Here is a 20,025-nt window from a genome sequence, read left to right as displayed (position 1 = left end):
TTCAAAAGCCAAGAATGAACGAAGCGATGGTGAAATAGATCAATACGCCCGTTGCATCCGAAATCGTGGTCACAAGCGGCCCGCTTGCCGTTGCGGGATCAAGCCGCAAACGGCTGAGCAGGAACGGCAGCGACATGCCCACCAACGAGCCGATGATCACGACCAAAAACATTGTCAGCCCCACCGCCATAGCCACATCCCAGCCCCCCCGCCACGCACCCAACGGCATGACGACGGCCGCCATCGTGGCACCGAGTGCGGCAGCGACAGCCAGTTCTCGCGTGATCAGTGCCCGCCAATCCTTCATTTCCACATCGCCCGTGGCCAGCGCGCGCACCATCAGCGTGGCCGATTGTGAGCCGGCATTCCCGCTGCTGTCGATCAGAAGCGGCAGGAAAAAGACCAGTGAGACATAGGCAAGGATAACATCCTCGAAATAGGCAATTCCCGCGCCCGAAAACAGATTGCCAAAAACCAAAAGCGCAAGCCAGACGATACGGCGCGAATAGAGTATCCCGATGCCCGCTTCGCGCATGGTCTGCTTGAACGGCAATACATGGGATATTTTCTGAAAATCCTCGGTGGCCTCGGCCTGCATCACATCGGCTGCATCATCATGGGTGACGATCCCCACCAGCCGCCCGCCTTCATCCACGACCGGGATCGCCAAAAGATCATATCGCGCGATCATTTTGCCGACTTCTTCCTGATCGGCATCAAGCGAAACCGAAATCGGGGCCGCCTCCATCAGGTCACGGACCAAAGTGTCGTCCTGCGCCAGAATAAGTGTGTGCAGGCGCACCGATCCGGTCAGGAGATGATCGCGGTCGACCACATAGGACCGATAAATCGTCTCTGCCCCCGGCGCCTGATCGCGCAGTGCCGCGATGGCCTGTGCGGTGGTCATGCCTGCGTCGAGCACGGCATAGTCCGAGGTCATGATGGCCCCGGCGCTTTCGTCGGGATGGGTGGCGAGGCGCTGGATGTCCTCTCGTATTTCCGGCGACAATTCCTGCGCCAGTCGCGCCTGCTCATGCGGGGGGAGCAGGTTGAACAGATCGGCACGGTCGTCGGCCTTCATCTTTGCCACAATGCGGGTCAGGGTAGGACCGGGCAACCGCTGCGCAAGATTGCACTGCAATTCCATTGTCAGATGGCTGAAAACCACCGGCTGCTGTGCGTCTGTAAGGTTCATAAAATGCCGCGCAACATCTTGTGCAGCGAGATCACCCAGCCGGCTGGCCATATCGACGGGACGCGCGTCATGGAAAGATGGGACCTCATGTGGATCCGTATCGGTTGGCATATCAGGGCCTTTCGTTGATCGCAGTCGACGCGGTGTGGGGCGCATCATAGCAGCCATTTTTAAAACCGTTATCGCAAAGAGCAATCAGACGCGTGGTGTCCTGTGCAGTCCAGCCTGTGGGGGCGGTCACCGCGACCCACGGGCCGATGTAGTCGGCGGCATAATAGGCATGCCCATGGCCCTCGGGTGCGGTATTTGCCAAAAGCATGTCAACGGCGAGCTGTAACTGTGTTACCACGGGGGTGAAGCGCATGTCGGGGGATATGTCGGCCGCGCGCGGCTCTTTCATCCATTGTGGCGCGCGAAAGGCCGCACTGGTGGTAAAAAACACGATCGGATCGCTTGGATATTGCAGATAGACGATACGCATATCTCCCCATCCGTCTGGCCCGCCCACATCCTTGTCATGTGATGCAAAACGAACCAGCTGTCCGTCGCCCAGAACAGGCGCGACATAACGGCTATCTGCATTGCGTGAGGCAACCACATTCTGCCAGCGTACAGACGGAAAAGGCGGCCCGGCCCAGAGTGCGCCGTTGATCGGATCGTCGAGCAACACAAACAGGTCGGTTCCATGCATCGACGACCACGCGCCAAGGCTCAGCCCAAAGACATAAAGGCGCGGCCGCGCATCCTTGGGCAAGTCGCGCCAATAGCGATGCACCGTAGAGATCAGTGCTGCGGCCTGATCAAGTCCCGACTGGGTTTCAAGGATGAGCGCAAGCGGCGATTGCAGATAGGAATACTGGACCGCGACCGTCGCGATATTGCCGTCATGCATATATTCGACCGGGTCCATCGCGCCGGGATCCATCCAGCCGGTTCCGGTCGGCATTGAAACAATCAGCACTTCGCGCTCAAACCCGCCCTGTCGGATCAGTTCGGCCAGCGCAATGTCGGCGCGGCGCTGGGCTGTGTCGGCCTGGGCCCGCCCGACATAGACGCGGATGGGGGTCATTGCCTCACCCCCGGTAAAGCTGGCGATGTCGGTGGCATCGGGCCCGCCAAGGATATAATCGCGCCCCGGTTGACCCAACGCACCCCAATCAACCAGCGATGCGGCACCGCCCGTCAGCCCCTGTGCCTCGGGGGGTGGCGGGGCATCCGCAAAAAGCCGCTGTGCCAGGGTCACGGAATCGTCCAGACCAATGAGCACGCGGTTTATCACCCCGTCCCGCGCGAGGAAGATCAACACAAGCGCCGTCAGGATAAAGCCGGCCAGATTTGCCGTGCGCATCGGCATGAACCGGTAAAGGCGAAAGCGTATTCTGTCGAACAGCCATTGCAGCGCATAGCCAAACAAAACCAGCACGCCAAAGCCGACAAGGGCAAGCGCCAGCATCCGAAACGTGTTCGAACTCTCAAGCAGGTCCATCCCCATCCGCATGCGGATGCCGTTCTGCCAATCGCGTGCGGAAAACAGGCACCAAGCAAGTATCATGGCGGTCGGAACCACCGCGATGAACCGCGCCAAAGCAATGGCCCGCCCCTTTGGTTCGGGCAATTCCAGCAAACGCCAAAATGCAATGAACAGACGCCCGATCACATATCCGACGCCCATGACGATCCCGCCAAGGATACCCTGCACCTGCCAGTCACGCGGGATCAGCGACGGTGTCAGCGATGTCGCCAGCGACACAAACGCGAGACAAAGAGGCAGGACATATAAACCGGTTCGGTTCAGAAAGCGCATGGTCCATGTCTTGTGAAAAACCAACCGAAGGTCAAGCGAGAACAATACCGCCAGCGCGGCATTGAACAGGGCCTGCGAAGATGGCCGCTGAGTTGCTCTGCGCCTAAATTGATTCAGGTCAATACCTTATAAAAAGAGTTATATAGACTACATATAAACAAGGAGAGGTTGCAGCGCGTGCAACCGTTCCGACACATCAGCGGGCATTAACGCCCGCACAGCAAAGGAGCATGATCATGAAAGCTGCACGCTGGCACGCCGCCAAGGATATCCGGGTCGAAGAGATCGACGAACCACAGGTCAAACCGGGTGATGTCAAGATCAAGGTCGCATGGACAGGCATCTGCGGCAGCGATCTTCATGAATATCTGGCTGGTCCGATTTTTGTTCCCGTTGGTGAGAACCATCCGCTTAGCCACGACAAGGCCCCGATTACCATGGGCCATGAATATGCCGGTGAGATCACCGAGCTGGGCGAGGGTGTAGACGGGCTCAAAATCGGTGACCGTGTCGCTGTCGAACCGATCTTTAGCTGCGGAAACTGCGCCGCATGTCTTGAGGGCAAGTACAACCTTTGCAAGGATCTGGGCTTTGTAGGGCTGTCAGGCGGCGCGGGCGGGTTTGCGGCCTATTCTGTTGTGCCTGCGCATATGGTCCACAAGATGCCTGACGGGCTGTCGATGGAGCAGGGCGCCTTGGTGGAGCCTGCCGCCGTTGCACTTCATGCGGTGCGGGTCAGCGATATCAAGGCCGGCGATACGGCTGCCGTATTCGGGGCCGGTCCCATCGGGCTGCTGGTGGTCGAGGCGTTGCGTGCCGCCGGTGCGGCACAGGTTTACGTGGTCGAGCCATCGCAAGAACGCCGTGCCAAAGCGGTGGAGCTGGGCGCAACCCGTGCGATGGACCCAACCGAGACCGATGTCGTCGCCGAGATCCGCAAGGCAACCGGCAGTGGCGTAAATGTCGCCTTTGAGGTCACGGGCGTTCCGCAGGTTCTGGCCCAGACCATCGACAGTACGCGCCACGAAGGCCAGACCCTGATCGTGTCGATCTGGGAAAGCGAGGCGGCGTTCCAGCCCAATACGGTAGTGCTGAGCGAACGCACGATCAAGGGCACTATCGCGTATCGCAACATTTATCCTGCGGTGATGGAGTTGATGACGCGCGGCTACTTCCAGGCCGAGACCCTTGTAACCAAGCGGATCGAGATCGACGATATCGTCGCCGAAGGTTTTGACGTGCTGAGCGCGGAAAAAAGCCAGGTCAAAATTCTGGTCAAGGCACCTGCCTGACGCCTCTTGGCCGGACTCTGTGAATAATCTGTAACTTCCTCGCTGGGCCTGACCAACCGGTCAGGCTCTTTGATGATCTATGGTGAATGGAGACATGAAATGAATACGCTTGAACATGACTACAAGACGGTTTTGCTCGCCGATCACGATGGCCCCTGCATCTCGTTATATCAGCCGACACACCGGACCTTTCCTGATCGCAAGCAGGACCCGATCCGTTTCGGAAATCTTTTGAAGGATCTCGAGGCATCCTTGGCGCGTCAATATGCGGGCCGCGACATAGCGGCGCTGTTGCGTCCCTTTCGCGCGCTGGCAGAGAACGGGCCGTTCTGGAACCACACGCTCGATGGCATTGCCATCTTTGCCACGCCCGAGGTGTTCAAGGTCTATAATCTGCACCGCAGCGTCACCGAAAAAGCGATTGTCGCGGACAGTTTTCACACCAAGCCGCTGATGCGGATTTTGCAATCGGCAGATCGCTTTCATGTTCTGGGTATCAGTCGCCACGCGGCAACCTTATTTGAGGGCAACCGTTATACGCTGGATGAAGTGGCACTGAATGCCGATTTCCCGGCAAGCCTGGGCGATGTAATCCACAGCGACAATAACGACCCCGAGCGTATGAAACGCGCCCATGGGCCGGGCGGATCGGGGCAGACAACCCGCCACGGCATGACCCTGCGGCGCGAGTTGACCGATAACGAGACGCGCCAATTCTTTCGCGCTGTGGATGTGGCTGTTGCCAAGAGCTATTCCAAACCTTCAGGCATCCCGCTTATTCTGGCGGCCTTGCCAGAACATCACAGTCTGTTCCGTAGCATCAGCGACAATCCCGCAATGATGGAGCAGGCCATAGACGTCGATCCTGCGTCGGTCACGGCCGATGAGTTGCGCGCGCGCGCGTGGGACATCGCGCGCACCCGATACCTTGAGCGTCTGGATGCGCTGGTTGAGCAGTTCAAGACGTCCCAGGCCAATGATCGTGGCAGCGCGGATTTGACCGTGATCGGCAAGGCAGCATCCGCCGGTAGTATTGCAACCTTGCTGATCGACGCCGATCGCGTGGTGCCGGGACGCTTTGATCCTGAAACCGGTCACGTCAGCTTTGCCCGCCTTGAAGATCCGGATGTGGATGATCTGCTCGACGATCTGGCCACGCAGACACTGGGCACCGGCGGAGAGGTCGTGGTCGTCCCGCCCGAAGAGATGCCCTCGGATACCGGCATCGCCGCGATTTTCAGGTTCTAAGCAGGGGTCAGGCAATTTGTGATTGCCTGCTTTCAGCGCCGCTCTTGTAACTGCACTTCGCTGATTGCGATGCCCATCGGCTCTCGCTGACAGGATTTGGCCTGCAGCAGCATCAAAGAAGCCGATAAGTGCTAAATATGTTCAGGAAATATTCTGTAAATGCCAAGGTGTTGCGACCGGGTAGCAATAGGCCTGCGGGCAGGCTACACCGGACTACTGGTTGCGCAAACAAAAGGGTCCTGAACTTGGTGCCGACGAAGACAAATGCAAATACAGCCGCGCAGGATGAGGCCGATCCGACAACGGATCCAGTAAGATGGCGTATCCTGTCTGTGCTACTGGTAACGATCTTTATGACGCTGGTCAGCGTGAGCATCGTAAATGTGGCGTTGCCGTCGATCCGGCACGGTCTCAATGCCTCCGAGGCGGATATGCAATGGGTGCTATCGGGCTATGCGCTGACCTTTGGCGTTGTTCTGGTCGCGGCGGGGCGTGCCGGCGACATCATGGGGCGGGGCGGGCTGTTTCTGATCGGGGTGACCATCTTTACACTCGCATCTATCGCGGCGGGGATGGCACCGAATGCGGAATGGCTGAATGGCGCACGCTTTGTGCAAGGCATCGGCTCGGGCCTGCTGAATCCGCAGGGCTTGGGCATGATTCAGCACTATTTCCGGGGTGGTGCGCGCGGGCGAGCTTTCGGGTATTTCGGTACAACGGTCGGTCTTTCGGTGGCGATCGGGCCGGTTCTGGGCGGCCTCTTGATTGAGCTTGGCGGCGCGGATCTTGGTTGGCGTCTGACATTTCTGGTCAATGTTCCAATCGGCGTGCTGGCCATCACCCTTGGGCTTTTGTGGTTTCCGCGCCCTCTTATTTCACGGTTGCCGCGCACGGGCAGTGGTCTGCGTTCGCTTGATCCCGTTGGGGCCGTTCTTTTGGGGCTGGCGGTTCTAGCCGTTCTTTTTCCCTTTATGGAGGGGCGGGGCGGCGCGCTGATCTGGCTGCTGCTGCCTGCCGGTCTTGTGCTGGTCTGGCTTTGGGTCAGGTGGGAGCGACGCTATGCCGGGTTGGGGCTAAGCCCGATGGTTGATCTCAAGATTTTCTCGACCCGCAGCTATACCAATGGCATCGGTATCATGGCGCTCTATTTCATGGGGGTAACCAGCGTCTGGGTGCTGGTCGCGCTCTATGTTCAGGAGGGGGATGGGAAAACGGCGCTGCAATCGGCCGCCTTTGGTATTCCGGCGGCCTTGCTGTCGGCCTATGCTGCCCATTGGGCCGGGAAACGGGTCGCACGTATTGGCCGCAAGCTGGTGGTCGCGGGGTTGCTTATTGGTCTTTTCGGTCTTGGGCTAAGCATCCTTGTCGTCATTCTGGTCGAGGCAGGCCTTCTGAGCATCTGGTGGCTGATGGGGGCGCTGTCCTTTGTCGGGGTGGCGCAGGGCATGGTTATCAGCCCGAACCAGACGCTGACACTGGCCGAGGTGCCGCTGGAATATGCGGGAAGCTCGGGCGCGATCATGCAGACAGGTCAGAGGATCGGCACAGCGATCGGCATTGCGGTGATCACAGCGGCGGTGTTTGCCACGCTCGCGGTCTCGTCCTGGGGAACGGCGATGATCATGGGGCTGGCTTTGGTCGCGCTGGTGGTGATGCTGGCGCTGCTGGTCGCGCTAAAAGACCTTAGGGACAGAAAACAATAGCACGCGGCGACAAGTGGAAAAACGGACGGGAAAGCCCATGACAACACCTGATTTCGAGGAAACAGTGTTTGAGGCGCTGGTGGACAGCACCGATGGCAAGGGCGGTCTGTCGGATGCACAGGCCGAACGAGAGCCGGGGAATTTCCTGCGTCATGCCGGTTCATTGTCGATGAGCAAGATCGCCGATGGGCTGATCGATCCAAAACTGGTGCTGTCATGGCTGTTGGACCATTTGGGGGCGTCGGCTTTTTTCGTCGGGCTGCTGGTGCCGATCCGTGAGGCGGGAGCGTTGTTGCCGCAACTGTTCACAGCCCCGCATGTGCAGGCGATGGACCGGCGCAAATGGGCATGGGTCGCAGGCAGCGCTGGACAGGGGGCCGCTGCCGCAGGGATCGTGCTGGCGTCACTGACATTGACGGGCGCTGGCGCAGGGGTCGCAATCTGTGCGCTCTTGGCGGTGTTGGCGGTGTCGCGCTCTATCTGTTCGGTCAGCTACAGCGATGTGCTGGGTAAGACGGTGGGCCAGTCGCGGCGCGGTGCGGCGACCGGCACTGCCACCTCTCTGGGTGCGGGCGCGGTTGTGATCTTTGCATTTATTCTGATGTCCGGTCTGGTGGACAGGGCGATATTGGTTCTTGTGGCAATCGGACTGGCGGCGCTGTTGTGGCTGGGCGCGGGGCTGCTGTTCTCGGGGTTATGGGAAGAGGCCGCACCGGGGGCAAAGGGGACGCCTGCGTGCAGCCAACTCTCCATCCTGCGCAGCGACCCGCAACTGCGCCGCTTCATCTATGCGCGTGGCCTTTTGACGTCGACCGCCCTTGCGCCGCCCTACATTGTGTTGCTGGGCGCGCAGGCGGGGCAGGGCGGTTTTGACCGCCTCGGCGCGCTGGTTCTGGCATCTTCTATCGCATCCTTGTTAAGCTCATGGATCTGGGGGCGATTGGCGGACAGGTCCAGCCGCAGTGTGCTGATGCTCTCGGCCTTGGCCGGAGCGACGGCGTTATCCTCGGCGGTGGCGTTGGATCTGGCAGGCATGTCTGGCACAGGTTGGGCGCTGCCGCTGGTGCTGTTCGTGCTGATGATTGCCTATCACGGGGTGCGGCAGGGGCGCGTGATCTATCTGGTGGATATGGCGCCCGAAGACAGCCGCGCTGCCTATACTGCGGTGTCAAACACGGTAATTGGACTGCTGTTGCTTGGGTCAGGGATTTTCGGTGCGCTGGCGTCACTGGCGGGGCCGCATGTAACGCTGATGATTTTTGCCGCAATGGCGCTGGCTTCCATTTTCATCACGAAAGGTCTTGATGAGATCAAGGCGTGATGTGCCGGACGCTGCCAGCCTTTGGCCGCTGATCGAGGCAGTTTGTCGGAAAATTTTATTTACTTTTCGCAGAATCTTAAACCCCAAGGTAACCTTGATGCGGGACAGTGGTCAGGAATTGTAACTGGCTCGGGGCCTTCGCCTCGGCATGTTGTGCGACCCGGGGACATGTCCGATATGGCAAGAATAGCGTTATGGACCTTCGATGAAACGCCGGGTTCAACCACCGGTGCCGACAGCGAGACCGGCGATGATGCCGCCCAGGACGCAACCTTTGAAAATGGCGCAACGACTACCGGGTCGGGCGCAGGTGTATTTGACGGCAGCAATGACTATGCCGAAATTCCTTACGATCCAAGTTTCGACCTGGACACCGGATCAGTGGTGATTACATTCACTCAAGAGAGTGCCTCGGTCGGGGATAATCCTTGGGGCACAAATGCTGCCCAGACACTTTTTTCCCGGGATTCCAGCGGGTTTGACGGTGGCGGACATCTTACGATCTACGTTAAATCCGACGGCAGCGTTGCCGTGCGCCATCAGACACCTGACAGCTCGATCTTTTTCCAGGGCGGGCATGTCACGCTGGGAGAGCCTTTGACCGTTATTTACACCTGGGGCCCGACAGGCAGTCAGCTTGTTGTCGATGGTGAGATTGTCGATACCGGAAGCCAGGCACTGACGATGGCAGGCAATAGCGAGCCGATCGTCATCGGAGCGACGCAAGCGCAAAGCGGTGATGGTACCGCGGATTCATTGTCGGGATTTTTCGATGGTACAATCGACGGTGTCGCGATTTATGATGAAAATGTCCATGTCGATACGATCCCTTGTTTCACCAATGGCACCTTGATCCTGACACCGGGCGGTGAGGTTCCAGTAGAAAACCTTTGCGTGGGTGATTGGGTTTGTACAATAGGCGGCACCGCGCGGAAAATTCGCTGGATTGGGTCACAGCGCGTTTTCTTTGGCAAAGCGTCGGGCGGCACGGATAACCTGCGCCCTGTCAGGATTTCTGCGGGCGCCTTGGGAAGCGACTTGCCAAAACGGGATTTGCTGGTGTCGCGCCATCACCGGATGCTGGTTTCATCCAGAATTGCAAAACGCATGTTTGACAGCAGCAAAGTGCTTGTCGCGGCTATTAGGCTGACGGTCTTGCCAGGCATTTTCATTGATGAGAACATCCGGGAGATTGAATATTTCCATGTGATGTTTGATCACCATGAGGTGATCCTGGCAGAGGCCGCCCCTACGGAAAGTTTCTATACCGGCCCTGAATCGCTCAAAATGGTTTCGGCGGACGCGCGGCGCGAAATTCTGACGTTATTTCCGGAATTGATGTCCAATACCTATGCGGAACCGACTGCCCAACCCGTCCCGCTTGGGCGATTGCAAAAGCAGCTTGTTGCGCGGCACCTGAAGAATAAAAAACCGGTCTTTGAGCGGCTTGGCACAGATATATGGACCGTCCTACACCAATCAGGGTCATCCGGGATGCAATCCTAAAAAGCTGCGCGCTCGCCTGTCGGCCTGTCGTGACATAAGCTACAGCTAGGGCTTTAGCCCTCTGTTATGACTTTGGCCCTCAGCAAGTCGTGCCAGTAATGTTGGCCAGTTGTTTCATCTTGCTTCAGCGGATGCAGCCATCCCTTGTTGTACACCGGGCAAAACCCGATCTTGGGAAAACGCAATGTGGGGGAAACGGGTGTAACGAGAGGAAGGCCCTGCCTGCCCGCCGCTTAGACGGCGCGCAGAGGATGGCCTCCATGGCTGCAAGAACAGCATCACGATCGAACTTCTTGCGTTTTGGCTGTGTCGCACGAAGGCTGCGCGTGGCGACCAGCCAGGTCTGTGCGGCTCTTCCCTCCACCATTGGATCAACGGTATCCTTGCTAGTCAACAGTGCCGTCTGCATTCAACGGCTTGGCCAGGCACGCTCAAACGGCAAGGAGTTTCCTTTTGTGGGAAGTAAGCCGTATGGCGACCTCATCCCTGGACAGAGGTGGGTCCGGAAAGTGCGCGTTCATAAATCGGAAGTTGGTCATGGCAGATCCTTTTGATAATTGATGCGGCATAGCCGCATGACGCCTTACCTCGAGAGGCGGCGCTATAAGAAGGAAAAACCGGGCCTGCAAAGACCCTTGCTCATGATGAACAAGGCCGGTTGAGTTTGGTGAGAGATGTGGTGCCACCGTCAACCTTGGGGGTGCGGCTCAGGAAATGATCCTGCTGGAGATGCGCTGCAAACTCCATATTTCGTAACACGTTGATTTAATACGATTTTGATTTTCTTCGGGTGGGGAGTGGACACTAACCTTGTGGTTAAGTGGGCAAAAACCCCCGCCAATGGACATTTATTCGTGGGTCCGACACAGACTGACATAAGTAGCCTGTGATTTGCTAATTTGCATTTTGCATAACACGAACTGCCAATAATTTGCAAATTTTCTGCTTTATCCTTCCCCAACTGGGGTTAGGGCGTTAGGTTGCTGGAAATCCGAAGGGGAGCGCCGTGATGAAAGATATCTTGCAAGAGCTGGAAGACCGCCGTGAAACCGCCCGTATGGGTGGGGGGGAGCGCCGTATCGATGCGCAGCATGCCAAGGGCAAGCTGACGGCGCGCGAGCGGGTGGAGCTTTTGCTGGATGAGGGCTCTTTTGAAGAGTTCGACACTTTCGTTGCGCATCGCTGTACCGATTTCGGTATGGAAAAGGACCGCCCCTATGGTGACGGTGTTGTGACCGGCTGGGGAACGGTGAACGGGCGTCAGGTCTATGTGTTCTCACAGGATTTTACGGTATTCGGCGGATCTTTGTCCGAGACCCATGCGCAGAAAATATGCAAGATCATGGATATGGCGATGCAAAACGGTGCGCCAGTGATCGGGATTAACGATTCTGGCGGTGCGCGCATTCAGGAAGGCGTGGCCAGCCTTGCAGGTTACGCCGAGGTGTTCCAGCGCAATATCATGGCCTCGGGCGTGGTGCCGCAGATCAGCCTGATCATGGGGCCATGTGCGGGGGGCGCTGTCTATTCGCCTGCGATGACCGATTTCATCTTTATGGTCAAAGACAGCAGCTATATGTTCGTGACCGGCCCCGATGTTGTAAAAACTGTTACGAACGAGGTGGTTACCGCCGAAGAGTTGGGCGGTGCCGGTACGCATACCAAAAAGTCGAGCGTGGCCGATGGCGCCTATGAAAATGACGTAGAGGCCTTGGCCGAAACCCGTCGTCTGATCGACTTCCTGCCGCTTTCTAACCGTGAGCGTGCACCTGTCCGGCCCTTCTTTGATGATCCGGCGCGGATTGAAACCAGTCTCGATACGCTGATCCCCGACAATCCGAACCAACCTTATGACATGAAAGAATTGATCCTGAAGTTGGCTGATGAGGGCGATTTCTTTGAAATTCAGGCGGCTTTTGCGGGGAATATCATCACCGGTTTTATCCGTCTTGAAGGGCAAACCGTGGGGGTGGTGGCCAATCAGCCGATGGTTCTGGCTGGTTGCCTTGATATCGACAGCAGCCGCAAGGCCGCGCGTTTTGTTCGCTTTTGTGATGCCTTTGAAATTCCGATCCTGACGCTGGTAGATGTGCCCGGCTTTTTGCCCGGTACGTCCCAAGAATACGGCGGCGTTATCAAGCATGGTGCAAAACTGCTGTTCGCTTACGGCGAGGCGACTGTGCCGAAGGTCACGGTGATCACGCGCAAGGCCTACGGTGGCGCTTATGACGTGATGGCCTCCAAGCATCTGCGGGGTGATTTCAACTATGCCTGGCCGACTGCGGAAATCGCGGTGATGGGCGCAAAGGGTGCGACCGAAATCATCTACCGCGGCAAAACCGCTGAGGAAATCGCAGAGCGCACCAAAGAATATGAAGACCGTTTCGCCAACCCCTTTGTGGCCGCTGAAAAGGGCTTCATCGATGAGGTGATCATGCCGCAGTCCACCCGTCGCCGTATTTCGCGGGCTTTTGCAAGTTTGCGCGGCAAGAAGCTTACAAATCCTTGGAAAAAGCACGATAACATCCCGCTATAACTCACAAAAGCGGAGCATCTGATGCAACAGGGTCTTGATATTGCCAAAGAGGCTGAAAATCCGGTGGTTTCCGGGTTGGACTTGGGCTGTCTGGATCGGGGTGATTTGATCAACCTGATCTTGCAGCGGTCTGAGGTAATGTTTGACCGCCCCCGTTCTGGGCAGGTGATCCGGGCTTGGGGGGCGGGTGATCTTACGCCGATGGAGGCAGAGGTTGATCGTCTGGGCGTAATGATTGCGCAACGAGCGGTAGGGGTGATCCATGCCGAGTATCGCGCGCTCGCGCCGGTCTTGCATGAGATTGCGCCTACGCGGGTGGCGGATATAGGCTGTGGCTATGCATTTTTCGATCTGTTTCTGGCCAGGGATTTGAATCCCGAACTGGTCCTGATCGATCTTGAAAGCAACGAGCATCGCCATTTCGGGTATCAAGCTGAGGGGGCGGCCTATTCAAGCCTTGGACGGGCCAAGGAATTGCTGTGTGCCAATGGTGTTGCACCGGCAAAGATCGCAACATTGAACCCGCGCGATACCGCGCCTGAAACGATTGAACCTGTTGATCTTGTGGTGTCTTTCCTGTCATGCGGGTTCCACTATCCCGTAGATCTCTATGTGCCGTTTCTGGACAAGGCGCTGCGCCCCGGCGGCGCTGCGATTTTTGATCTGAGGGCTGCAACCGCAACGGCACAGGCCAAAACACTGTCGCAATTCGGCAGCTTGAGCGATCTTGACGCGCCACCAAAAACGCGGCGGGTTTTGCTGCGCAAGGCTGCGGCATGACCGGGGGTAGAGACGAACTTTTATGGCGCGTCGCAGGCGGGGAGGTTTCGCTTCCGGTGCCATCCGGACAGCCTGTTACCTTGCAAGAGATGTTTTGGGAGGAGGGGAGCGATCTGGTTTTGCGCGCGCGTTTTATCGCCCCCCTGATCGCCCGGGCGGGGCGCGCGCTTGACCATGATACGGCCGTGGCCGATATGGCCTATCTGTGCAGTAGTTTTGTTTTGCCACAGTTAGATGCACAACAGGCGCGCCGCGTGCAAATCATCCTGTCGCTCTCGGATATCGCGCTGCCTTTTGGCCAGTCCGACCCCGATGCGACACAATTTTTCGAAGCTTACCGCATGGACGGTGATACCTGCATATCGGAGATTTTTTGATGATACCACTATACTTGGGGGCCAAGGCCCACCCATCACCGCTCCGTGATGTAGCCAAGCCACAAACCGCCACGATAAATAATATCCAGTGTCATTTGCATTTCGGCTCGGCTATGATTTGCAAAGGCCGAACCCAAGCGGTCTATACCTCACATTTGGGCAGCGTCGCGGGCCAATCTGCGGCGATTATCCCACAAAAAACTAGGAGTAGAGGATGTCGACGAGCACAAAAACAATTCTGGCACTCTGCACTGTTGCTTTCCTTGCAGCTTGCGGCGCGAAAAAAGAACCCGAAGTCGTCTATATTGAAGACGTGGTTTCCGAAGAGCCGGTTTACACCGGTAAATACAAGTAATACCCGGGGGCGGGCTGTTGGCGCACTTGGTGCCATGCCCGCCCTTTTTCTATCTGCACCTATCCGGATCGGGGGTGCAGCATGATCAAACACCGCGGATTTCCAGGACGGCTTCCGTCCACCGATTTTCAATTTGTGATCCGCCGGGCCAATAAGGCGGGGGCAACCAAGATCATCCGCCGTGAACGCTACCGTGACCGTGCGTCCACGGATCGTGCCGCGGATGAAGGTTTTCTCAAAGCGCTTTGGATCCACTTCGGCGAAGAACCGTTCGAGCGTGGCAATCTGGATGCCGGCCGACTGTCGTGGCTGTTCGGGCGTGAGGTGGTCGCGGCCGAGGATCCCTTTGATCCCGCGTCTTACGAGGCGCTGCTGAAGGTAAATGTCAAAGTTGCCGAAGCGTCCTTTCCCAAGGTCTTTGCCCCCGACGCCCCCCCACTGGATGACGACTGGGACGATTGGGGCGATGAGGACGCATAAGCATGAACCAGCGCATCCCCATGATTAATTGGCAAAATTCTGCGCAGCACGCAGAGGTTGCAGAATATGGCTTTGCCATCGTGGCGCAGGATGAGGCAAATGCCCCTGCCGTCGCTCGCGGCGGCGTTGACTATAATGATGCGTTTTTATGCTCCCGGTCCTTAGGCTTTCGGCTTGCTTTCCCCAGCAGCAAGTCGGCCTTTGGTCCGTGCAGCGAGGCCATCGGCAAAAGCCGGCCTATGCGGATGCGAATTTTCTTTAACTCCGGTAAAAATGCGTTAGAATCTCGGTCAATAATAACACGATCGAGAGGCTTAGCAGAATGCGTATCACCACTATCCTTATGGCGGCTCCTGTCGTCCTGGCCCTTGCGGGCTGCGTCAACAACAACCCGAATTCTCCGGCAAATAACGCAGCTGTGCGCACCATCGGTGGTGCCGGCGCAGGTGCCCTTATTGCCAGCGCGACGGGCGGCAGCAAAACCCAAGGGGCGCTCATCGGCGCCTTGGCGGGCGGCGTCTCTTGCGGCGTTCCCGGCCTGCCTGAGTGCTACTGAGCACCGCCAGACCGTTAATCTGACACCGTTCCCTGATCGGGGACATTCTGACTGGACCATCCGTGCTGCACGCGCGGGTGGTCCTTTTGCATTTCACGCCGCGTGCGTTACCAAAAGAAGGGGCTGCCATGTTTAAAAAGATCCTGATCGCAAACCGGGGCGAGATTGCCTGCCGCGTTATCAAGTCCGCCCGCGCGATGGGCATCAAGACTGTGGCGGTCTATTCGGATGCCGACCGCAACGCGCTGCATGTGCGCATGGCGGATGAGGCGGTGCATATCGGTCCGGCCCCGGCCAACCAATCCTATATCGTGATCGACAAGATCATGGAGGCCGTGCGTCAGACCGGCGCCGAGGCCGTTCACCCCGGCTATGGTTTTTTGAGTGAAAACATGAACTTCGCCGCCGCTTTGGAAAAAGAGGGTGTCGTCTTTATCGGCCCGCCATCGCCTGCGATTGAATCGATGGGCGACAAGATCACCTCTAAAAAGCTGGCAATGGAGGCCGGGGTTTCCACCGTGCCCGGCTATATGGGCCTGATCGCCGATGCGGATGAGGCGGTGAAAATCTCGGGTGAGATTGGCTATCCGGTGATGATCAAGGCCTCGGCCGGCGGCGGCGGCAAGGGGATGCGGATTGCGTGGTCGGAATCCGAAGTGAAGGAAGGTTTCGAATCCTCCAAGAATGAGGCGGCGAACAGCTTTGGCGATGACCGGATCTTTATCGAGAAATTCGTCACCCAGCCGCGCCATATCGAAATTCAGGTGCTGGCCGACAAGCACGGCAATTGCGTTTACCTGCATGAGCGCGAATGCTCTATCCAGCGCCGCAACCAAAAGGTCATCGAAGAGGCGCCAAGCCCGTTTCTGGATGAGGCCACCCGCAAAGCCATGGGCGAGCAGGCCTGTGCCTTGGCGCAAGCGGTCGGTTATACCTCGGCCGGTACGGTGGAATTCATCGTCGATGGTGAGCGTAACTTCTATTTCCTAGAGATGAACACACGTTTGCAGGTGGAACACCCTGTGACCGAGCTGATCACCGGCGTTGATCTGGTCGAACAGATGATCCGTATTGCCGATGGTGAAAAGCTGCCGTTCAAGCAAGAGGATCTGAAGATCAACGGTTGGGCGATCGAAAGCCGCCTCTATGCCGAGGACCCTTACCGTGGCTTCCTGCCCTCGATTGGTCGCTTGACCCGCTACCGCCCCCCTGTTGAGGGCGCGACGGCTGGTGGCGGCATTGTGCGCAACGATACCGGCGTGTTTGAGGGCGGCGAGATCAGCATGTTCTACGACCCGATGATCGCCAAGCTTTGCACATGGGCGCCGACCCGTGCCGAGGCGATTGAGGAGATGCGCCTCGCACTTGACACCTTTGAGGTCGAGGGCATCGGTCACAACCTGCCGTTCTGCTCGGCGGTGATGGAGCATCCGCGCTTTGTCTCGGGCGATATCACCACCGCCTTTATCGAGGAAGAATATCCCGACGGTTTCCAAGGCGTCGATCTTGAAGAAGGCCTGACGGCCCGCGTTGTTGCCGCCGCCGCCGCGATGAACCGTGTTGCCGAAATTCGTCGCGCGCGGATTTCCGGCACAATGGACAACCATGAGCGCAAGGTTGGCAGCGCGTGGAACGTGTCACTGCAAGGGCAATCCTTTGATGTGACGATCGAGGCGGATCGCGCCGGTTCCACGGTTTGCTTTGTCGATGGCAAAACCATGCGGGTTGAGAGCGACTGGACACCCGGACAGCCTTTGGCGCGCCTCACGGTGGATGGCAAACCCTTGGTGATGAAGGTGGGCAAGGTGCCCTCAGGCTTCCGTTTGCGGTTGCGTGGTGCCGATTTCACCTGCCATGTGCGCACCCCGCGTCAGGCAGATCTGGCCGGTTTGATGCTGGAAAAAGTGGCGCCCGATACCTCGAAACTTCTGCTTTGCCCGATGCCGGGGTTGATCGTGAAGATCAATGTGGGCGTGGGGGACGAGGTGCAGGAAGGCCAGGCCCTTGCCACCGTCGAGGCGATGAAGATGGAAAACATCCTGCGCGCCGAGAAAAAAGGTGTGGTAAAATCGATCAACACCGAGGCAGGCGCAAGCCTGAAGGTTGACGAGATCATCATGGAGTTCGAATGACGTGACCCGATTGCTGCGCCATCAATCCTGCACGGGGGCAATTTGCCCCCGTCACCGCCCCGAAGGAAAGCGTTCAAGCTGTTCCTGGCGGGCCAGTGGGAATTTGTCGATGGCGCGCGTAATCTCTCGCACGTCCCAAGGGCGGGGCTTGCGGATTTCGACGCTGCCATCCTTGTCCATGATCACCAGTGAAAAACCACGCGGGCGCAACTTCTGGCGAAAGGGTGAGGCGGCTGCGGGATCGGTATCGACGATGACCACAACATCCCGCTCGGCCAGTTGTTCGGGACGCTCGGCCAGATATTCAAGCTGGGTGGTGACGGACGGGTCATTCGGGCTGTCGGCAAAGACCACAACCGGACGTTTGAGCCAGAGGAATTCCTCCACGGCCAGCCCTTGGGCCTCCAGTACAACCAATGGCTCTGCCGCTTGGGCGATGGCCGAAAAGGGCAGAAATGCCATGAGAACAAGAATTTGAAGTCGTTTCATGCGGTCTCCTTCACCTTGATATAGGGTGTCTTGGCCGCAAACCAAAGTAAGATTGTCAAAGGAAGGTGCCTTTGACCACAGTAAGGGGAAAAGCCATGACGGATGCACTTAAAAGCTGGGCTGCGGTGGCGGAAAAAGAGCTCAAAGGCCGCGATCCGGCAACCCTGACATGGGATACGCTGGAAGGGATCAAGGTTAAACCTTTGTACACCGCCGCCGATGTCGAAGGGTTGCCGCATATGGGGGGCGTGCCGGGTGTGGGCCCATTTACGCGCGGTGTGCGGGCCACGATGTATGCTGGCCGCCCTTGGACCATCCGCCAATATGCGGGCTTTTCCACAGCCGAGGAATCCAACGCCTTTTACCGCAAGGCGCTTGCGGCGGGGCAGCAGGGTGTTTCGGTGGCCTTCGACCTTGCCACCCACCGCGGCTATGACAGTGATCACCCTCGCGTTGAGGGCGATGTCGGTAAGGCCGGTGTGGCAATCGACAGCGTTGAGGATATGAAAATCCTCTTTGACGGCATCCCCTTGGAAAAGATCAGTGTTTCCATGACGATGAACGGCGCGGTGATCCCGATCCTCGCCAATTTCATCGTGACGGGTGAGGAACAGGGCGTGAACCGCAGCCTTTTGTCGGGCACCATTCAGAACGATATTCTGAAGGAGTTCATGGTCCGCAACACCTATGTCTATCCGCCCGAACCTTCGATGCGGATCATCGCGGATATCATCGAATATACCGCCGCCGAGATGCCGAAATTCAACTCCATCTCGATCTCCGGTTATCACATGCAAGAGGCGGGCGCCAATTTGGTGCAAGAGCTGGCCTATACATTGGCCGACGGGCGCGAATATGTGCGCACCGCGATTGCGCGCGGCATGGATGTGGACGCTTTCGCCGGACGGCTGAGCTTCTTCTTTGCCATCGGGATGAATTCTTCATGGAGACCGCCAAGCTGCGCGCGGCGCGGCTGCTGTGGCACCGGATCATGACTGAATTCGGCGCGAAAAAGCCCGGTTCCTTGATGCTGCGGACCCATTGCCAAACTTCGGGCGTAAGCTTGCAAGAGGCCGATCCCTATAACAATGTGGTGCGCACCGCCTATGAGGCGATGGCGGCGGCATTGGGCGGCACGCAAAGCCTTCACACCAATGCGCTGGACGAGGCGATTGCGCTGCCGACAGAATTTTCCGCCCGGATCGCCCGCAATACCCAGTTGATCTTGCAAGAGGAAACCGGCGTGACCAAGGTCGTAGATCCGCTTGCGGGCTCCTACTATGTCGAAAGCCTGACCGCGGAACTGGCCGAAGAGGCCTGGAAGCTGATCGAGGAAGTCGAGGCCATGGGGGGCATGACCAAAGCGGTCGCAAGCGGCATGCCCAAACTGCGGATCGAGGAAAGTGCGGCACGTCGCCAAGCCATGATCGACCGTGGCGAAGAGGTGATCGTCGGCGTCAATAAATACCGGCTGGCGAATGAGGATCCGATTGATATCCTTGATATCGACAATGTTGCGGTGCGCGAAAGCCAGATTGCGCGGCTTGAGAAAATCCGCGCGACCCGCGACCAAGCCGCTTGTGATGCTGCCTTGCTGGAGCTGGGCCGCCGCACCGTTGAAGGTGGAAACTTGCTTGAGGCCGCGGTGGAATGCGCCCGCGCCCGGGCCACAGTAGGGGAGATTTCCTTGGCTATGGAAGGGACATTTGGCCGCCACCGTGCGGAAGTAAAGACCTTGGCTGGCGTTTACGGCGCTGCCTATGAGGGCGACGAAGGCTTTGCCGCGATTCAGAAGGATGTGGACGCCTTTGCCGAGGAAGAGGGCCGCCGCCCGCGTATGCTTGTGGTCAAGATGGGTCAGGACGGGCATGACCGCGGCGCCAAGGTGATCGCGACTGCCTTTGCCGATATCGGCTTTGACGTGGATGTTGGCCCCCTGTTCCAGACACCGGCCGAAGCGGCGCAGGATGCGGTGGACAACGACGTGCATATCATCGGGATTTCGTCACAGGCCGCAGGGCACAAGACGCTGGCCCCAAAGCTGGTGCAGGCGCTGAGGGATGCGGGCGCAGGGGACATTCTGGTGATCTGTGGCGGTGTTATCCCGCAGCAGGATTACAAGTTCCTCTATGATGCAGGCGTCAAGGCGATCTTTGGTCCCGGCACCAATATCCCCGAAGCGGCCAAGGATATCTTGCGTCTGATCCGTGAGGCCCGCAAATAAACACCATCAGGGGCAGGGTAATTCCTT

15 protein-coding genes and 1 pseudogene are annotated in these 20,025 nt (G+C 58.0%); 13 read left to right on the top strand and 3 right to left on the bottom strand.

What is annotated here, in order from left to right:
* Window position 1 precedes the first annotated feature (1 nt).
* Together mgtE and AKU94_RS04105 are read right to left on the bottom strand one after the other, a co-directional pair.
* Window positions 2-1,306: a magnesium transporter gene (gene mgtE, locus AKU94_RS04110; protein ID WP_050526059.1), complete on the bottom strand. Its 1,305-nt coding sequence runs from the start codon at window positions 1,304-1,306 to the stop codon at window positions 2-4.
* A 1-nt stretch (window position 1,307) separates the two neighbouring features.
* A complete protein-coding gene (locus AKU94_RS04105; protein WP_050526058.1) occupies window positions 1,308-2,999 on the bottom strand; it encodes an alpha/beta hydrolase in 1,692 nt (563 codons plus the stop codon).
* A 236-nt stretch (window positions 3,000-3,235) separates the two neighbouring features.
* Here AKU94_RS04105 and AKU94_RS04100 point away from each other — a divergent pair, with 236 nt between their 5' ends.
* The 12 genes from AKU94_RS04100 (at window position 3,236) to AKU94_RS04050 (ending at window position 17,285) form a co-directional block, all read left to right on the top strand.
* Window positions 3,236-4,291: a 2,3-butanediol dehydrogenase gene (locus AKU94_RS04100; protein ID WP_050526095.1), complete on the top strand. Its 1,056-nt coding sequence runs from the start codon at window positions 3,236-3,238 to the stop codon at window positions 4,289-4,291.
* A gap of 99 nt (window positions 4,292-4,390) precedes the next feature.
* Window positions 4,391-5,539: a baeRF3 domain-containing protein gene (locus tag AKU94_RS04095; RefSeq protein WP_050526057.1), complete on the top strand. Its 1,149-nt coding sequence runs from the start codon at window positions 4,391-4,393 to the stop codon at window positions 5,537-5,539.
* Window positions 5,540-5,787: 248 nt separating this feature from the next.
* Complete coding sequence (locus AKU94_RS04090; protein WP_050526094.1) at window positions 5,788-7,242, top strand: MFS transporter; 1,455 nt, start codon at window positions 5,788-5,790, stop codon at window positions 7,240-7,242.
* A gap of 37 nt (window positions 7,243-7,279) precedes the next feature.
* The gene (locus AKU94_RS04085) at window positions 7,280-8,563 is read left to right on the top strand and encodes an MFS transporter (RefSeq protein ID WP_050526056.1); all 1,284 of its coding nucleotides are present in this window, start codon (window positions 7,280-7,282) and stop codon (window positions 8,561-8,563) included.
* Window positions 8,564-8,740: 177 nt separating this feature from the next.
* On the top strand, window positions 8,741-10,069 hold the full coding sequence (locus tag AKU94_RS04080; protein ID WP_198144821.1) for a Hint domain-containing protein: 1,329 nt from the start codon (window positions 8,741-8,743) through the stop codon (window positions 10,067-10,069).
* Window positions 10,070-11,078: 1,009 nt separating this feature from the next.
* Window positions 11,079-12,605, top strand: a complete 1,527-nt coding sequence (locus tag AKU94_RS04075; protein WP_050526054.1) for an acyl-CoA carboxylase subunit beta — start codon at window positions 11,079-11,081, stop codon at window positions 12,603-12,605.
* Between the two features lie 21 nt (window positions 12,606-12,626).
* Window positions 12,627-13,385 carry a class I SAM-dependent methyltransferase gene (locus AKU94_RS04070; protein WP_050526053.1) on the top strand — a complete coding sequence of 253 codons (759 nt, stop codon included), beginning with the start codon at window positions 12,627-12,629 and terminating at the stop codon, window positions 13,383-13,385.
* The gene (locus tag AKU94_RS04065) at window positions 13,382-13,762 is read left to right on the top strand and encodes a DUF6497 family protein (RefSeq protein WP_050526052.1); all 381 of its coding nucleotides are present in this window, start codon (window positions 13,382-13,384) and stop codon (window positions 13,760-13,762) included. Before AKU94_RS04070 ends, AKU94_RS04065 begins: the two co-directional genes overlap by 4 nt.
* Before the next feature lie 214 nt (window positions 13,763-13,976).
* A complete protein-coding gene (locus AKU94_RS19930) occupies window positions 13,977-14,117 on the top strand; it encodes a hypothetical protein (protein WP_198144820.1) in 141 nt (46 codons plus the stop codon).
* A gap of 81 nt (window positions 14,118-14,198) precedes the next feature.
* Window positions 14,199-14,597, top strand: a complete 399-nt coding sequence (locus AKU94_RS04060) for a hypothetical protein (RefSeq protein WP_050526051.1) — start codon at window positions 14,199-14,201, stop codon at window positions 14,595-14,597.
* Between the two features lie 322 nt (window positions 14,598-14,919).
* Complete coding sequence (locus AKU94_RS04055; RefSeq protein WP_157056401.1) at window positions 14,920-15,153, top strand: hypothetical protein; 234 nt, start codon at window positions 14,920-14,922, stop codon at window positions 15,151-15,153.
* Window positions 15,154-15,281: 128 nt separating this feature from the next.
* A complete protein-coding gene (locus AKU94_RS04050; RefSeq protein WP_050526049.1) occupies window positions 15,282-17,285 on the top strand; it encodes an acetyl-CoA carboxylase biotin carboxylase subunit in 2,004 nt (667 codons plus the stop codon).
* 51 nt (window positions 17,286-17,336) lie between these two features.
* Here AKU94_RS04050 and AKU94_RS04045 read toward each other — a convergent pair whose 3' ends face one another.
* Window positions 17,337-17,774, bottom strand: a complete 438-nt coding sequence (locus AKU94_RS04045) for a DUF4174 domain-containing protein (RefSeq protein ID WP_050526048.1) — start codon at window positions 17,772-17,774, stop codon at window positions 17,337-17,339.
* A 95-nt stretch (window positions 17,775-17,869) separates the two neighbouring features.
* On the opposite strand from AKU94_RS04045, the pseudogene scpA reads away from it, so the two are divergent.
* Window positions 17,870-19,998 (top strand): annotated as a pseudogene (scpA, locus tag AKU94_RS04040) (methylmalonyl-CoA mutase).
* Window positions 19,999-20,025: the final 27 nt, after the last annotated feature.

Source organism: Pseudorhodobacter aquimaris, assembly GCF_001202025.1.
Taxonomy (GTDB): Bacteria; Pseudomonadota; Alphaproteobacteria; order Rhodobacterales; family Rhodobacteraceae; genus Pseudorhodobacter; species Pseudorhodobacter aquimaris.
Note: the sequence above shows the minus strand (reverse complement) of the source record. Positions and strands in the feature narration are given on the sequence as shown.

Bases quoted from the DNA above. Each gene is read 5' to 3' on its own strand.
- mgtE (WP_050526059.1), bottom strand. From the start codon at position 1,306: ATGCCAACCGATACGGATCCACATGAGGTCCCATCTTTCCATGACGCG.
- AKU94_RS04105 (WP_050526058.1), bottom strand. From the start codon at position 2,999: ATGCGCTTTCTGAACCGAACCGGTTTATATGTCCTGCCTCTTTGTCTC.
- AKU94_RS04100 (WP_050526095.1), top strand. From the start codon at position 3,236: ATGAAAGCTGCACGCTGGCACGCCGCCAAGGATATCCGGGTCGAAGAG.
- AKU94_RS04095 (WP_050526057.1), top strand. From the start codon at position 4,391: ATGAATACGCTTGAACATGACTACAAGACGGTTTTGCTCGCCGATCAC.
- AKU94_RS04085 (WP_050526056.1), top strand. From the start codon at position 7,280: ATGACAACACCTGATTTCGAGGAAACAGTGTTTGAGGCGCTGGTGGAC.
- AKU94_RS04080 (WP_198144821.1), top strand. From the start codon at position 8,741: ATGGCAAGAATAGCGTTATGGACCTTCGATGAAACGCCGGGTTCAACC.
- AKU94_RS04075 (WP_050526054.1), top strand. From the start codon at position 11,079: ATGAAAGATATCTTGCAAGAGCTGGAAGACCGCCGTGAAACCGCCCGT.
- AKU94_RS04070 (WP_050526053.1), top strand. From the start codon at position 12,627: ATGCAACAGGGTCTTGATATTGCCAAAGAGGCTGAAAATCCGGTGGTT.
- AKU94_RS04065 (WP_050526052.1), top strand. From the start codon at position 13,382: ATGACCGGGGGTAGAGACGAACTTTTATGGCGCGTCGCAGGCGGGGAG.
- AKU94_RS19930 (WP_198144820.1), top strand. From the start codon at position 13,977: ATGTCGACGAGCACAAAAACAATTCTGGCACTCTGCACTGTTGCTTTC.
- AKU94_RS04060 (WP_050526051.1), top strand. From the start codon at position 14,199: ATGATCAAACACCGCGGATTTCCAGGACGGCTTCCGTCCACCGATTTT.
- AKU94_RS04055 (WP_157056401.1), top strand. From the start codon at position 14,920: ATGCGTATCACCACTATCCTTATGGCGGCTCCTGTCGTCCTGGCCCTT.
- AKU94_RS04050 (WP_050526049.1), top strand. From the start codon at position 15,282: ATGTTTAAAAAGATCCTGATCGCAAACCGGGGCGAGATTGCCTGCCGC.
- AKU94_RS04045 (WP_050526048.1), bottom strand. From the start codon at position 17,774: ATGAAACGACTTCAAATTCTTGTTCTCATGGCATTTCTGCCCTTTTCG.